Genomic DNA, 13,093 nt, shown 5'->3' with positions numbered 1-13,093 from the left:
AGGCCCTCCATGACCACCGCACTAGAGAAATATCAGAGGCTTGAGGCCACCGGCCTTTGGCGCGCCTCTGCCGAAGATCAACGCAAGGACGTTATTGTGTCCATCGGAGATGCCACATTGGTGATTTCCGATATGCAGGATCGTGCCCTGACACATTGGTCCATTCCGGCGGTGCGCCGCCAAAATCCCGGTGAACGCCCGGCAATTTTCTTCCCGGATGGCGACGCAGGCGAAACACTTGAAATCTCGGGTGATGAGGCCGAGATGATCGAGGCCATCGAAAAGTTGCGCTCTGCTGTGTCGCGGTCCGGACCCAAACGCGGGCGGTTACGGTGGGGCATTCTGTCTGCCTCCGTGGCGGGCATCGCGGCTTTGGCCATTTTCTGGCTGCCCGGTGCCTTGCTGAACCATGCGTTGTCAGTTGTTCCAGATGCCAAACGTCAGGACATTGGCAGCGCGTTGCGCGCCCATTCAGTGCGGCTGACCGGGCAATCCTGCCAGGGCCTTCTGGCGGTGCCGGCATTGGGAAAACTGGAAAAACGTCTGGGTTTGCGTCAGCTGGTGATTGTGCCCAGTGGCGTGAAACGCGCCGTGGCCCTGCCCGGCGGTGTGGTCTTGCTTAATCGCAGTGCTGTGGAAGACTTTGAAGAACCCGATGTCGCCGCCGGGTTTATTGTCGCTGAGATACTGCGGGCGGGTGATCCACTGCGCAGTGTCCTACAAGGCGCTGGCATTTCAGCCAGTTTCCGGCTTTTGACAACTGGTGAACTGACCGAAGACACGTTGCGGGCGCATGCCGAAAACATTGTGTTGCAGGATCAGGTGCGCCCCGACGACAGCGCGCTGATCGCAGCGTTTGAAAGCAATCGCCTCAGAATAAGCCCTTATGCCTATGCGCTTGATCCGTCCGGCGAAGAGACCCTGCCGCTGATTGAGGCTGATCCGTTTACGACCGCGCCGCAAGAGGTGTTGAGTGATGGGGATTGGGTGGCGCTTCAGGGTATCTGCGACGCCTGACCCTATATGACTGTTACTGGCGCAAAAACGCGTCGCTGAACCCGGCTCTCCGGGTTTTGCTCAATGCGCTTCCGGCTGCGTTTGAGCTGGCAAACGGACCGGCCAGAACCATGCGCTGGGTGGTTCCCTGACGGGTATATTTACCAATGCGCACCGGAAGACCAAGCTGCTGAACCTCTTTTGCAACCGCCTGTGCCTGTTGCGCAGACCCATAGGTGCCCACCTGAACATAAGGCGTTCCGGACAGGCGCAACGCTTTTTGGGTTGGTTCGGATTTTGTTGACACAACCGGGGCCGTCGCAGGGGAATAAGAGCTGCGCGCCACTTGCTGAGACCCGGACGTGGTTGACGTGCCATAGGTCGTTGTCGCAGGCATCACAATCTCTTCGCCAGTGCGCCGGTCAACCATCTTGCGCGGCACTTTCTGAGTCCAGATGCGATTTGATTGCGCCATCCCGGAAAAGGTCATCTCGGCCCGGCGTGGGTTCAGGCGGCCATCGTCAAACGCCAGACGGTACCCATCGGGGATGTCGGTCGCGACATTGGTATGCAGGTTCTTTTCATAAACATGCAGCGGTACAACTCGCGTGTCTGGATGCACCTCTCCGACGCGAACAATCTGCCCCGGCGAGCCACGGCCCAGTGAACTTTGCTGGTCGAACTGCATTTTGGGCGACGGAGCCGATGGGCTGCCAGAGCCATGCGTGACAGGGCTTTGGCTTTGTGGTCCACAGCGTACCGTGTGCCCCCTGTGGGTGGCGGTGCCATTGCGACAGGGCGACAATCCACCTGCAGCGCGCGGCGCCTGAGACGTTGTGCGGCGGGGCTGGGTTGTGGTCTGCGTCGTCGGTTGTGAGGTCGACGAGAAAGTCGTTGGAGCAGGCGCGCCAGACGGCGCCGTGGACGTGGTTCGGGTGGTCGACTTATAAGTTGGCCTTGCCGCCGTAGTAGAGGTGGTGGCGGTCGACGTTGTTGTCGGCTTTGACGACGAAAACGTTGTCGGCGCGGGTGCCCCCGAAGGCGCAGCGGTTTGCGTGCGCGTGGTCGACTTATACACTGGTTTTGCCGCAGTGGTCGCTGTTGTCGTCGTCGTTGCAGGTTTTGCCGAAGAATATGTTGTTGGCGCAGGTGCCGCAGAGGGCGCTTTGGCAGTCGATTTGGTCGTCGTTGTCTTGCGAGGCGCGGTCTGTGTTGTGGTCTGTGTCGTCGTCTTAGGTTGGCTTGTCGCACGTGGTGCAGCGGCCGCTGTCGACTTTGTCGTCGATGATTTGGCAGTTGTCGACGTCGCAGACGATGCCGTACCGGCCGTTGGCGCCGCTGCCGGTGCAATCTGCACAACGTTTTTGTCTAGTTTGGGCGGGGGTGCCGCGCGCGTTGCACCGGCGGTTGAGGTCGGTTTAAAGCCGCAGATTACCTTGCGATCCCGCGTCACACGCGGCACCCAAGTCACATTTCCGTCCACACCGGCACGGATATAGACACAGCCGCGGCTGTCTACATATTGCTTTCCCTTGTAGCTCGACGGCGGGAACTCTGCCGGTGCTTCCAAGGAGCTTAAGGATTGCGCATGAACCACGCTCAATCCCAAAGATGCCGCGATTATGCCAAACGCGAATACTCTGGTCAGTTTCATATTGCCCCCACAAGATGTAGGGGCAGTCTAGACGCATCTACCAATATGAGTAAACCGTTGAAGTCTGACAATTTTGTTTATTTCGTCCCGAACATACGGTCGCCCGCATCCCCAAGACCGGGCAGGATATAACCCTTTTCATTCAGACGCTCATCCAGCGACGCCGTGACGATGGGCACATCCGGGTGCGCCTCTTTCATGCGGGCCACGCCTTCGGGGGCGGCCAACAGGCACAAAAACCGAATATTCGTTGCGCCGGCTTGTTTCAAAAGGTCAATCGCGGCGGCCGAACTGTTGCCAGTGGCCAGCATTGGATCCACGGCAATCACAAGGCGTTCATCCAGCTCGGTAGGCACTTTGAAATAATACTGCACCGGTTTCAAAGTCTCTTCGTCACGGTAAAGGCCGACAAACCCGACACGCGCCGATGGGATCAGTTCCAGCATACCGTCCAGCAAGCCGTTGCCCGCCCGCAAAATCGACACAAGCGCCAGCTTGCGCCCGTCCAGCACCGGAGCATCCATGGTGACAAGCGGCGTTTCGATGCTTTTGGTTGTCATCGGCAGCTCACGCGTGACTTCATAGGCCAAAAGCTGGCTGATTTCGCGCAAAAGGCGGCGGAATTCGCTGGTCGATGTCTTGGTGCGGCGCATCAATGTCAGCTTGTGCTGCACAAGCGGGTGATCGACAATCGTCAGGTGGTCTTTCATGGGGTCTCCAGTGTCTTGCTGATGCGCGTTCGGGTGGCTTCGTCACAAAAGGCCGCCTTGAGCGCAGTTTGGTTCAGCGCGCGAAAATCATCGTCTTCCCAGCCATACGCCTGTGCGATCATGTCATATTCGCGCCGCATGGTGGTGTGAAAAAACGGCGGGTCATCTGTGGACACCGTCACCGGTACACCAGCATCGCGCAGCGCGCGCAACGGGTGTGCTTCAAAATCCGGGTACAGCCCCAGAACGACGTTGGACCCCGGGCAACATTCCAGCGTGATCTGACGCGCGGCCAGTTCCTGCACCAGCGCCGGGTCTTCGATGGCACGCACACCGTGGCCAATGCGTTCCACCTTCAGGTCGCGAATGGCCTCCCAGACGCTCTCGGGTCCGCCAAATTCACCTGCATGCGTGGTCAGGTGCAGCCCGGCCTCTCGCGCCATGTCAAACGCATAGGCAAAATCGCCCTGATGGCCCTGCCCTTCGTCACCGCCCATGCCCAGCCCGACGATCCAGTCGCCTGCGGTTTCCGCCGCACACAGCGCGGATCGTTTGGCTTTGTCCGGTCCAAAATGGCGCACCGGCGTCACAATCCCGCGCATCACAACGCCCAGATCGGTTTCGGCACGGGTCGCGGCCTCTTGTATAGCGTGCAAATATTCGCGCCACGCCGCCACATCGCCGCCACCGCAGAAATCCGGGCTGATAAACGCTTCGGTATAGATCACGCCGTTCGCCGCGCTTTGTTCCAGAATGGCGCGGGTCAGGCGGGCAAAATCCTCAGGCGTCTGCAACACGCTGGTCGCCGCTTCGTAGACTTGCAGGAAATGCACGAAATTGTCGAAAGCATAGCCGCCATCCGCGTCAAAAATACCGCTCAGATCGACCTTTTTCTCACCGGCAAGCTGGCGGATGAAATCCGGAGGGGCGGCGCCTTCGAGATGCAGGTGCAATTCGATTTTTGGCAGGTCAGTGACGCTCACAGAAAACTCCTTCCGCGCGGGGGGGTAATGCCCAGATGGGTTGCGATGGTGGCGGCGACATCGACGAAATCAACAAGTCCTGCCTGCCCCGCGCCCGCCCCGGCACACAGGACCGGGACCCGTTCGCGTGTATGATCGGTGCCGCTCCAGCTGGGGTCATTGCCATGGTCGGCGGTCAGGATTAACAGATCGCCGTAACGCAGTTGATCCATGAAAACTCCGATTTCGCGGTCAAACCATTCCAATGCGCGCGCATAACCGGAAATATCGCGGCGGTGGCCGTATAGGCTGTCGAACTCCACAAAATTTGCAAAGGTCAGACTACCTTCTTCGGCCACACTGGCCCATTTATGCAAATGCTGCATCAGATCCGCATCGCTGCCTTTGACGCAATCATCGATGCCGGTCATCGAAAAGATGTCACCAATTTTGCCGACCCCGTGCACTTTTCCACCCGCATTTTGCACCCAGTTGGTCAGGATCGGCTCCGGCGGCTCAATTGCAAAATCCTTGCGGTTGGTGGTGCGGGAAAACCCGGTGTCTGCGTCCCCGATAAACGGGCGCGCAATCACGCGTCCGACCTTCATCGCGTGAAGCATCGGGGCCAGATCGCGGCACAGCGCCAAAAGCCGGTCCAACCCAAAATGGTCTTCATGCGCCGCGATCTGAAACACACTGTCGGCTGATGTGTAACAGATCGGTTTGCCGGTTCTGACATGTTCAGCGCCCAGTTGGTCAATAATGACCGTGCCCGACGCATGGCAATTCCCCAAGATGCCGTCCACCCCGGACAATGCGCAAACACGGTTCGTCACTTTGGCGGGAAAGCTGGGGGTTGTGTTGGGAAAATAAGTCCAGTCCCACGGCACCGGCAGCCCGGACAGCTCCCAATGGCCCGAGGGCGTGTCTTTGCCCAATGAATGTTCCGTCGCCGCCCCCCAGAGCCCGGTTGGTTCGGCGTCAAGGCCGGGTGTTTCAGCACCAGAGGCAAGGCGTGTCGCGGCTCCCAGTCCGAGCGCATCAAGATGTGGCACATGCAGCGGCCCGCTGCGCCCGTCCTCAGCCTGACCCGCAGCACAGGCGCGCGCGATATGGGAAAGTGTATTGGCGCCGGTATCCGGCAGGGTGCCATTGAAAAAGCGGTCTGCATCCGGCGCACCGCCGCAGCCCACAGAATCCATCACCACCAGAAATGCGCGCGCCATCAGCGTATCCTTTCATGCACCAGCGGTGGTATGTCCGGCATCTGGTCGCCAATGACAATGGCCTGCGTTACGGCCTGCGCCGCTTTTTGCGCAAGGTCTTCGCGCGCTGCATGAAGTCGCAACAACGGCTGTCCCTTTTGAACCCGGTCTCCAAGCCGCACAATTTCGGACAAGCCGACCGATGGGTCCACGATATCGCTTTCGACCTGACGCCCGCCGCCCAGCGCGACCACTGCCAGCCCCAGCGCCTCGCCGTTGATGGCCGTCACGATGCCGTTTTGGGGTGCGGGCACTTCGCGAATAATGGTGGCTTCGGGCAGAAAGCGGCGCCAGTTGTCAGCGAACTGCACCGGGCCGCCCATTGCGGCCACCATGCGCCCGAACACCTCTGCCGCGCGCCCTTCGGACAGTGTCGCCACCATGCGCGCCACGCCGTCTTCCAGATCGCTGGCCAGCCCGGCATTTGCCAGCAAAACACCGCCCAGCGCAACGGACAGCTCGGCCAGCGGTCCGCCTTTGTTGTTACATAGGACATCCATGACGTCTGCCACTTCCAATGCGTTGCCCAATGACGGGGCCAGCGGCTGGTTCATATCTGAAATGATAGCGCTCGTGGGGCATCCGGCCATGTTGGCGGTTGTCACCAACGCCTCGGCCAGATCGCGTGCGTCGTCCGGCGTTTTCATAAACGCGCCCGAACCAACTTTGACATCCAACACCAGCCCCTGAAGCCCGGCGGCCAGTTTCTTGGACAGGATCGACGCCGTGATCAGATCAAGGCTTTCGACGGTCGCGGTTACGTCGCGTACGGCATACAGGCGTTTGTCGGCGGGCGCGATGTCGGCCGTGGCGCTGACAATGGCACATCCGGCCACATCGACCACCTGACGAAACCGCGCTTCGTCCAAGCCGGTGCGCAGGCCCGGGATCGCTTCCATCTTGTCCAGTGTCCCACCGGTGTGACCCAACCCACGCCCGGAAATCATCGGCACATAGGCGCCGCATGCGGCCAGCGCGGGCGCGAGCACCAGGGACACGCAATCACCTACCCCGCCGGTTGAATGTTTATCCAGAACCGGTCCGGGCAGGTCCCAGCGTAACGTATCGCCGCTGTTGCGCATCGCCAGTGTCAACGCCACACGCCCCTCTTCGCCCAAACCGCGCAGACAGACGCCCATTGCAAACGCCCCGGCCTGCGCATCGCTGACCGATCCATCTGCCAAACCTGCGGCAAACCATGTCAGCTCGTCCCGGTCAGGCTCTGTGCCTCGCCGCAGCTTGGCGATGATCGCGCGCGCATCCATGACCTAATCACGATCTCCGTGATCTTCGGCCATGTGGTCGCGCCCAAATGCGCCCGGCAAGAGCGCGGCCAGTGTTGTGGTTTCGCGCACCCCGTCCAGATTGGCCAGCGTCACCTTGGCATCCCCGGTTCCAAATTCAGCCAGCTTCTGACGGCACCCGCCACAGGGCGACACCGGCACCATACTGTCAGCAACGACAAACACTTCGGTCAGCCGCGTTTCACCGGCGGCTACCATGGCAGCAATCGCGCCAGCCTCGGCACAGGTGCCTTCGGGATAAGCGATGTTTTCCACGTTACAACCCGCATATATCGTCCCGTCCGCAGATCGAATCGCCGCACCGACTTTGAAACGTGAATACGGGGCATAGGCGTTTTCACGCACACCAAAAGCGGCTTTTTCCAGACTCATGATCCCTCCAAGGACGTCGTAAACACATAGGGCGAAGTCACTTCCGACCGGTCGATGCTTTCGACTGGGTCAGTGAATTGGCTGCTCTGGCATTGCGACCAGACCGCCGTTACCGGGCTATCGTCAGAACACGTTATAGTCATGCGCATTTTCAGCGTTTCCGTGTAAAAGGGGATATCCGCGCGCACTTTCTGCGTCGGCAGGCGTATCTCAGCCCTGACCTGTACGTCTGTCTCACCCTTGCTCATCCGGAAACATTGGAGTGGCGATGCAGAATTTGCAAGAGGATCACGTCGCGTCAACAAAGCCCATTTCCCCGGGGCGAAATTTAGTTTAACGCTAAACAAACTTTTCCATCGAGGTCCGACATGTCCGAAAACAGCAACCAAACACTGCGCCAGGCCGCTCTGTTTTACCACGCCAACCCGAAGCCGGGAAAGCTTGAGATCCGCGCAACCAAGCCTTTGGCCAACGGGCGCGACCTTAGCCTGGCCTACTCTCCCGGCGTGGCCGAAGCCTGTCTTGAGATCAAAGAAGACCCGGCCAATGCAGCGCAATATACATCGCGCGGCAATCTGGTGGCTGTGGTATCGAACGGAACCGCCGTGCTGGGTCTGGGCAATATCGGCGCGTTGGCCAGCAAACCCGTGATGGAAGGCAAGGCGGTTCTGTTCAAGAAATTCGCCAATATCGATTGCTTTGACATCGAAGTGGATGAAACTGACCCGGAAAAGCTGGCTGACATCGTCTGTGCGCTGGGTCCTACATTTGGCGCGATCAATCTGGAAGACATCAAGGCGCCGGATTGTTTTATTGTCGAAAAACTGTGTCGCGAACGCATGAACATTCCCGTGTTTCACGATGACCAGCACGGTACTGCAATTGTTGTGGGCGCCGCTGCGACCAATGCTCTGAAAGTTGCCGGGAAAAACTTTGCGAATATCAAGATCGTGTCCACTGGTGGCGGGGCGGCGGGGATTGCCTGCCTGAACATGCTGCTCAAACTGGGCGTGAAACGCGAAAACGTCTGGCTGTGCGATATTCATGGTCTGGTTTACAAAGGCCGCACCGAGGATATGACCCCACAGAAAGCCGAGTTTGCGCAAGACAGCGATCTGCGTACGCTTGATGATGTGGTTGATGGCGCTGACATGTTCCTTGGCCTGTCCGGTCCCGGTGTTTTGAAACCGGAAATGGTCGCCCGGATGACAAAACAGCCAATCCTGTTTGCGCTGGCCAATCCAACGCCGGAAATCATGCCCGAAGAAGCGCGCAAAGTTGCCCCTGACGCGATCATCGCAACCGGGCGCAGCGATTTCCCCAATCAGGTCAACAACGTGTTGTGCTTTCCGTTCATTTTCCGCGGCGCGCTGGATGTCGGGGCGACGGTCATCAACGACGAGATGGAGCTGGCATGTGTGGCCGGAATTGCCGAGATGGCCCGCGCAACCACCAGTGCCGAGGCTGCCGCCGCTTATAAAGGCGAACAGCTTACATTTGGCGCGGAATACCTGATCCCCAAACCGTTTGACCCCCGCCTTGTTGGCGTGGTGTCTGCCGCAGTGGCCAAGGCGGCCATGGAAACCGGCGTTGCCACCCGTCCGATCGATGATCTGGACGCCTATGTGCACAAGCTGAACCAGTCGGTGTTCAAATCCGCCCTGTTGATGCGCCCGGTCTTTCATGCCGCACGCAAGGCTTCGCGCCGGATTGTTTATGCCGAAGGCGAAGACGAACGCGTATTGCGCGCGGCTCAGGCCGTCCTGGAAGAAACCACAGAGACGCCGATCCTGATCGGCCGCCCCGAAGTGATCGAGGCGCGGTGTGAACGTATGGGGCTTTCAGTGCGCCCTGATCGCGACTTTGCCGTTGTGAACCCGGAGAATGATCCACGCTATTTTGACTATTGGAATTCGTATCATGAGCTGATGGAGCGTGAGGGAGTCACCCCCGATCTTGCCAAGGCCATCATGCGCACGAACACCACCGCCATTGGCGCAATCATGGTGCATCGCGAAGAAGCCGACAGCATGATCTGCGGCACATTCGGCGAATACCGCTGGCACCTGAATTACGTCAATCAGGTTCTGGGTGATGCGACGCACAGCCCACAAGGGGCGTTGTCGTTGATGATCCTCGAAGACGGGCCGCTGTTTATCGCCGACACCCAGGTTCTGGAACTGCCAAAGCCCGAAGATATTGCCCGCATCGCCGTCGGGGCAGCACGCCATGTGCGCCGTTTCGGGCTGGAACCTAATATCGCGCTGTGTTCGCAATCGCAATTCGGCAATCACAGCGAAGGGTCCGGCAAACGCCTGCGCGACGCCATCGAAATCCTGAACAGCAAGCCGCGCGATTTCATGTACGAAGGCGAAATGAACGTCGATACGGCGCTTGACCCTGAACTGCGGGCGCGAATTTTCCCCAGAAGCCGTCTGAAGGGCGAGGCAAATGTGCTGATCTTTGCCAATGCTGATGCGGCCTCTGGCGTGCGCAACATTCTCAAGATGCGCTCTGGTGGTCTTGAAGTTGGCCCCATCCTGATGGGAATGGGCAACCGCGCTCATATTGTCAGCCAGTCCATCACGGCACGTGGCCTTTTGAATATGGCGGCAATTGCCGGAACGCCGGTCACACATTACGGCTAAGGCCGCCAAACCGGCCCAGGACCGTCAGAAAACAAATACCGAATAGAGGGCGAATCTCGCCCTCTTTTTTTGATTGACCGGTTTGCACCTAAAATATTTGCAATATTGCAAAATGCACAAAATATCCGAGAAACTACGTGCAAAATATCGACTTTGCAAAAATTTGCAGGCGCTAACACAAAATTCTTGCAAATATTTTGCGATAATCTGCCGCGCTTAGCGCAATGTCACTTGCCGCATCAGGTCCTGCTTGCGTAACACATTCACAAGTATTTCGGAGGAGAATGCAATGTCATATAAAGCCGTCTACCAAAGCTGGAAAAACGATCCCGAGGCGTTCTGGATGCAGGCCGCTGAAGCGATAGATTGGGACGAAGCCCCAAGCAAGGCGCTTTTTGACAAAGGCAACAACCTTTACGAATGGTATGCGGATGCCAAGGTGAACACCTGCTGGAACGCCGTTGATCGCCATGTCGAGGCTGGACGGGGCGAACAGACTGCCATCATTTATGACAGCCCGATCACGCACACCAAGCGTGAAATCTCTTATGTAGAATTGCGCAACCGTGTGGCCACGCTGGCCGGGGCGCTGCGCAAAAAGGGTATCGAAAAAGGCGACCGGGTGATCATCTATATGCCGATGATCCCCGAGGCGCTTGAGGCCATGCTGGCCTGCGCGCGCATTGGCGCGGTGCATTCGGTTGTGTTTGGCGGATTTGCCGCCAACGAGCTGGCCGTGCGTATTGACGACGCCACCCCCAAGGCGATCATCGCCGCGTCCTGCGGTCTGGAGCCGGGTCGGGTTGTGCATTACAAACCCCTGCTGGACGGCGCGATTGATCTGGCAACGCACAAGCCAGATTTTTGCGTGGTCTATCAGCGCGAACAGGAAGTCGCTGACCTGATCGAGGGTCGAGATGTGAACTGGCACGGGTTCCAATACGGTGTTGAACCTGCCGACTGTTTGCCGGTCGAAGGCAACCATCCCGCCTATATCCTTTATACGTCAGGCACCACAGGGCAGCCCAAAGGCGTGATCCGCCATACCGCCGGTCAACTGGTTGCGCTGAACTGGACCATGAAGAACCTCTACAATGTCGATCCGGGCGATGTGTTCTGGGCGGCTTCGGATGTGGGCTGGGTCGTCGGGCATTCCTATATCTGCTATGCGCCACTGATCCACGGAAACACCACCATCGTGTTCGAAGGCAAGCCCATTGGCACCCCGGATGCAGGCACATTCTGGCGGGTGATTTCCGAACATAACGTCAAATCGTTCTTCACCGCCCCTACGGCCTTTCGCGCGGTCAAACGCGAAGACCCCAAAGGCGAATACGTCAAGAAATATGATCTGTCCTGCCTCAAGCAGGTGTATCTGGCGGGGGAACGGGCTGACCCGGACACCATTCTCTGGGCGCAGGATCAGCTTAAGACACCGGTCGTGGATCACTGGTGGCAGACCGAAACCGGCTGGGCCATCGCGGCCAATCCTCTGGGTATCGAAGAACTGCCAACCAAGCTGGGATCGCCGACAGTGCCAATGCCCGGCCACGAAGTGACCATTTTGGATGATGCTGGCCACCCGGTCGAAGCAGGCACACTGGGCGCCATCGCCATCAAGCTGCCCCTGCCCCCCGGCACATTGCCGACGCTTTGGAACGCCGAAGACCGGTTCCAGAAATCCTATCTGAACGCCTTCCCCGGTTACTACGAAACCGGCGATGCGGGCATGATGGACGATGATGGCTATCTTTACATCATGGCGCGCACCGATGACGTGATCAACGTCGCGGGCCACCGCCTGTCCACCGGCGGCATGGAAGAGGTGCTTGCGGGCCACCCCGACGTTGCGGAATGCGCGGTGATTGGCGTGACCGACCAGCTTAAAGGCCAGATGCCGGTTGGCTTTATGTGCCTGAATTCAGGCGCCAACCGCGATGACGCGGATGTGGTGAAAGAAGTGGTCAAGCTGGTGCGCGAAAAGATCGGCCCCGTGGCAGCCTTTAAGCTGGCCGTGGTGGTGGATCGCCTGCCCAAAACCCGCTCGGGCAAGATCCTGCGCGGCACCATGGTCAATATCGCAGATGGCACAGCCTACAAAATGCCCGCCACCATCGATGATCCCGCGATCCTTGATGAAATCAAAGTCGCCCTGCAAACCATCGGCTACGCCAAAGATTGATCTGGCGGATATGAAAAGGGGCCTCGCCACTGCGGCGGGGCCTTTGTTATGTGGTGGCAATGTCAGCTGAGAGTCCAACATTACCGATGCTGCACAATGCACGAACGGCAGCTCATTCGTAATTGATGCTTTTTGGTTTGATCTCTAGGGTTGAGAGATGTTTGACCCTATTTCATTTCTGCTTTTTACCTGTGCTAGCGCTATCGCTCTCGCAATTCCAGGCCCGACCATCGCGCTGGTAATCACCAGATCACTATCTGACGGGCGACATGTCTCAGTACCACTCGCTATGGGCATAGGGCTTGGCACACTCATAGGATCAACTGCCGCTCTTGCAGGGGCCGGAGCGATCCTCCTAGCCTCTGCTTCGGCTTTTACTGTCGCAAAAATAGTTGGCGCGGCATATCTCATTTATCTGGGGATCAAGCTCTTCATTGCTGAACCGACACCACCAAATATTACAGTTCAAAAGAAGCGCAGCTCAACTTTGCATGGTCTACGAGATGGTTTCTTCGTTACATTACTGAACCCAAAAAGCATTGCTTTCTCGGCAGCCTTTATTCCGCAGTTCATCGGACCCGACAGTAGCTATGTATGGCAGGCAACTATTTTGGTGATAACCTTTTCAGTTCTAGCAACGTTGAATGGGTTAGCGTTTGCATTTGGAACAAATGTCTTGCGCCGCTTTGTCGGGCAGTTATCAATGCTTCGCTGGATGAACCGGGTTGGTGGTAGTTTCTTAGCCTCCTCTGGAGTGGCTGGGCTGTTTCTCAAACGTCCCGCTGATTAAAAATTTGCAGCAGGGCTTACCTGTGCAAGGCAGTTCTCGAAACCTGGCATTCTGCTAAACAATTCCAAAGACCGTATTGTCCCTGTGGTTTCAATTGATCGCTGCAACACAAGCTTCAAATTTCTCCGCTGGCGTTTGGTAATGCAAGGTCTTTCGAGGTCGCTCGTTGAGCTGGCGAGCGACGGCGCTGAGTTTGGCTTGGCTAAAGCC

12 protein-coding genes and 1 pseudogene are annotated in these 13,093 nt (G+C 58.1%); 5 read left to right on the top strand and 8 right to left on the bottom strand.

The window, feature by feature from the left end; translation table 11 throughout:
• The first annotated feature begins 9 nt into the window (after window positions 1-9).
• Entirely contained in the window at window positions 10-1,017 is a 1,008-nt protein-coding gene (locus ABJI08_RS04840) for a hypothetical protein (protein ID WP_348400697.1), read from the top strand.
• 13 nt (window positions 1,018-1,030) lie between these two features.
• Here ABJI08_RS04840 and ABJI08_RS04835 read toward each other — a convergent pair whose 3' ends face one another.
• Window positions 1,031-1,684: an SPOR domain-containing protein gene (locus ABJI08_RS04835; RefSeq protein ID WP_348400696.1), complete on the bottom strand. Its 654-nt coding sequence runs from the start codon at window positions 1,682-1,684 to the stop codon at window positions 1,031-1,033.
• A gap of 289 nt (window positions 1,685-1,973) precedes the next feature.
• On the opposite strand from ABJI08_RS04835, the gene ABJI08_RS04830 reads away from it, so the two are divergent.
• The gene (locus ABJI08_RS04830) at window positions 1,974-2,495 is read left to right on the top strand and encodes a hypothetical protein (protein WP_348400695.1); all 522 of its coding nucleotides are present in this window, start codon (window positions 1,974-1,976) and stop codon (window positions 2,493-2,495) included.
• Between the two features lie 232 nt (window positions 2,496-2,727).
• On the opposite strand, the gene upp is transcribed toward ABJI08_RS04830, so the two are convergent.
• From upp to ABJI08_RS04800, 6 genes are read right to left on the bottom strand one after another with little or no spacing between them, the layout of a single operon-like run.
• Window positions 2,728-3,360 carry a uracil phosphoribosyltransferase gene (gene upp, locus ABJI08_RS04825; protein WP_348400694.1) on the bottom strand — a complete coding sequence of 211 codons (633 nt, stop codon included), beginning with the start codon at window positions 3,358-3,360 and terminating at the stop codon, window positions 2,728-2,730.
• Entirely contained in the window at window positions 3,357-4,343 is a 987-nt protein-coding gene (locus ABJI08_RS04820; RefSeq protein ID WP_348400693.1) for an adenosine deaminase, read from the bottom strand. Before ABJI08_RS04820 ends, upp begins: the two co-directional genes overlap by 4 nt.
• On the bottom strand, window positions 4,340-5,548 hold the full coding sequence (locus ABJI08_RS04815; RefSeq protein ID WP_348400692.1) for a phosphopentomutase: 1,209 nt from the start codon (window positions 5,546-5,548) through the stop codon (window positions 4,340-4,342). Before ABJI08_RS04815 ends, ABJI08_RS04820 begins: the two co-directional genes overlap by 4 nt.
• On the bottom strand, window positions 5,548-6,852 hold the full coding sequence (locus ABJI08_RS04810) for a thymidine phosphorylase (RefSeq protein WP_348400691.1): 1,305 nt from the start codon (window positions 6,850-6,852) through the stop codon (window positions 5,548-5,550). Before ABJI08_RS04810 ends, ABJI08_RS04815 begins: the two co-directional genes overlap by 1 nt.
• Before the next feature lie 3 nt (window positions 6,853-6,855).
• On the bottom strand, window positions 6,856-7,263 hold the full coding sequence (locus ABJI08_RS04805) for a cytidine deaminase (protein WP_348400690.1): 408 nt from the start codon (window positions 7,261-7,263) through the stop codon (window positions 6,856-6,858).
• The gene (locus ABJI08_RS04800) at window positions 7,260-7,511 is read right to left on the bottom strand and encodes a hypothetical protein (RefSeq protein ID WP_348400689.1); all 252 of its coding nucleotides are present in this window, start codon (window positions 7,509-7,511) and stop codon (window positions 7,260-7,262) included. The genes ABJI08_RS04805 and ABJI08_RS04800 overlap by 4 nt, the downstream gene beginning before the upstream one ends.
• Window positions 7,512-7,631: 120 nt before the next feature.
• Between ABJI08_RS04800 and ABJI08_RS04795 the strand changes: the two genes are divergently transcribed.
• From ABJI08_RS04795 to ABJI08_RS04785, 3 genes are all read left to right on the top strand, one after another.
• Window positions 7,632-9,911, top strand: coding sequence for an NADP-dependent malic enzyme (locus ABJI08_RS04795; protein WP_348400688.1), 2,280 nt, complete (start codon window positions 7,632-7,634; stop codon window positions 9,909-9,911).
• Window positions 9,912-10,200: 289 nt separating this feature from the next.
• Window positions 10,201-12,093: a propionate-CoA ligase PrpE gene (prpE, locus tag ABJI08_RS04790; RefSeq protein ID WP_348400687.1), complete on the top strand. Its 1,893-nt coding sequence runs from the start codon at window positions 10,201-10,203 to the stop codon at window positions 12,091-12,093.
• Between the two features lie 157 nt (window positions 12,094-12,250).
• Complete coding sequence (locus ABJI08_RS04785; RefSeq protein ID WP_348400686.1) at window positions 12,251-12,883, top strand: LysE family translocator; 633 nt, start codon at window positions 12,251-12,253, stop codon at window positions 12,881-12,883.
• 90 nt (window positions 12,884-12,973) lie between these two features.
• On the opposite strand, the pseudogene ABJI08_RS04780 reads toward ABJI08_RS04785, so the two are convergent.
• Window positions 12,974-13,093, bottom strand: a pseudogene (locus ABJI08_RS04780) (IS30 family transposase); the annotation flags it as partial.

The sequence above is a fragment of the Shimia sp. genome, assembly GCF_039969785.1.
Taxonomy (GTDB): domain Bacteria; phylum Pseudomonadota; class Alphaproteobacteria; order Rhodobacterales; family Rhodobacteraceae; genus Shimia.
This window is presented reverse-complemented; position numbering and strand designations above follow the sequence as displayed.

Excerpts from the sequence above, each read along its gene's own strand:
- ABJI08_RS04840 (WP_348400697.1), top strand. The coding sequence starts at position 10 with ATGACCACCGCACTAGAGAAATATCAGAGGCTTGAGGCCACCGGCCTT.
- ABJI08_RS04835 (WP_348400696.1), bottom strand. The coding sequence starts at position 1,684 with ATGCAGTTCGACCAGCAAAGTTCACTGGGCCGTGGCTCGCCGGGGCAG.
- upp (WP_348400694.1), bottom strand. The coding sequence starts at position 3,360 with ATGAAAGACCACCTGACGATTGTCGATCACCCGCTTGTGCAGCACAAG.
- ABJI08_RS04815 (WP_348400692.1), bottom strand. The coding sequence starts at position 5,548 with ATGGCGCGCGCATTTCTGGTGGTGATGGATTCTGTGGGCTGCGGCGGT.
- ABJI08_RS04810 (WP_348400691.1), bottom strand. The coding sequence starts at position 6,852 with ATGGATGCGCGCGCGATCATCGCCAAGCTGCGGCGAGGCACAGAGCCT.
- ABJI08_RS04805 (WP_348400690.1), bottom strand. The coding sequence starts at position 7,263 with ATGAGTCTGGAAAAAGCCGCTTTTGGTGTGCGTGAAAACGCCTATGCC.
- ABJI08_RS04800 (WP_348400689.1), bottom strand. The coding sequence starts at position 7,511 with ATGAGCAAGGGTGAGACAGACGTACAGGTCAGGGCTGAGATACGCCTG.
- ABJI08_RS04795 (WP_348400688.1), top strand. The coding sequence starts at position 7,632 with ATGTCCGAAAACAGCAACCAAACACTGCGCCAGGCCGCTCTGTTTTAC.
- prpE (WP_348400687.1), top strand. The coding sequence starts at position 10,201 with ATGTCATATAAAGCCGTCTACCAAAGCTGGAAAAACGATCCCGAGGCG.
- ABJI08_RS04785 (WP_348400686.1), top strand. The coding sequence starts at position 12,251 with ATGTTTGACCCTATTTCATTTCTGCTTTTTACCTGTGCTAGCGCTATC.